1 protein-coding gene is annotated in these 1002 nt (G+C 51.4%); it reads right to left on the bottom strand.

What is annotated here, in order from left to right:
- Positions 1-520: 520 nt before the first annotated feature.
- Positions 521-1002: ATP-binding protein (locus G4D87_RS38140; protein WP_163787631.1), on the bottom strand; the 482-nt coding region annotated here is incomplete at its 5' end.

Raw genomic sequence — 1002 nt, forward strand, 5'->3', positions numbered from 1 at the left:
GGGCTGGGGTGCTTTCACGGCCTGGGCTTGTACCACCAGCAGTGGTCTTGTGCGCTCCCAGAATTAGGGGGAGGACGTGCCCTGAACAGTTGTGCCCGGTGGGTCGGCTTTTCCTGATTGTTGCGATCTTTTGTTGCATCCTTCGGGATGAAATCTGCGGAATCCTGGAACAAGTATATCCGCCCATTTCAGGACTCTAGCTGCCGGTCAAGTGCGAGAAGTGTGGACCATGCGTGTGCTGCCACAAGAATGCCATCTTGTTTGAAGTGACGCGGCCCAAAACCGTATACGTCTCATCTTGCCGATTGCCACAAACGAGGTGCGCGACGTCAAACCATTTGGGGACATGGGGTGAGTTTATTTTGCGGCGGCATCAACCTGATTCATTTCGACACAAATTCGGTCCGGCGCAACGAGTAAGTTCGTGGTGAGGATGCGGCCATCGCTCTATGTGTGAATAGTTGATATGGGAATGGCCGCATTGTCTTAACAATTTTGGGCGCAATGGCCTGCTGGTAGCCTAGGTGCGCTCTTGTTTTCTGATATTTTCCGTGATCTGTGCATAGAAGCCTGAGGGTCTTGTGTTTTTGCTCCCCCATTCATCCCAGAATGCGATTGTGGTGCTTGTTGGTGGCTCTGCGGGTGTTTGAATTTTAATCAATGTAGGGAGCAGGACTGCATCACCCACAACAATGGCTTCGCCTACATCCATGAGCGGCAGGATCTGAGATATGTTCCCAAGATTATCTGGCAGCAACATCCTGACGGTCTGCTGGTCGACAGGGTTCGTGAGTCGAAGGCTGATGATGTTGTTGCATTGGCTCAGTATTGTTTCGCTCACGTCTGAAGGTCGCTGGCTGATGACCATAAGGCCAACGCCATATTTTCTTCCTTCCTTTGCGATGCGCTCCATGTTCTCAACTGCAGCTCGCTCCAGTGGATTAGCGTTCTGTTGTTTTGGTAGGTAGAGATGGGCTTCGTCACATGCGATAAGTATTGGAT

Source organism: Myxococcus vastator (assembly GCF_010894475.1).
In the GTDB taxonomy this organism is placed as follows: Bacteria; Myxococcota; Myxococcia; order Myxococcales; family Myxococcaceae; genus Myxococcus; species Myxococcus vastator.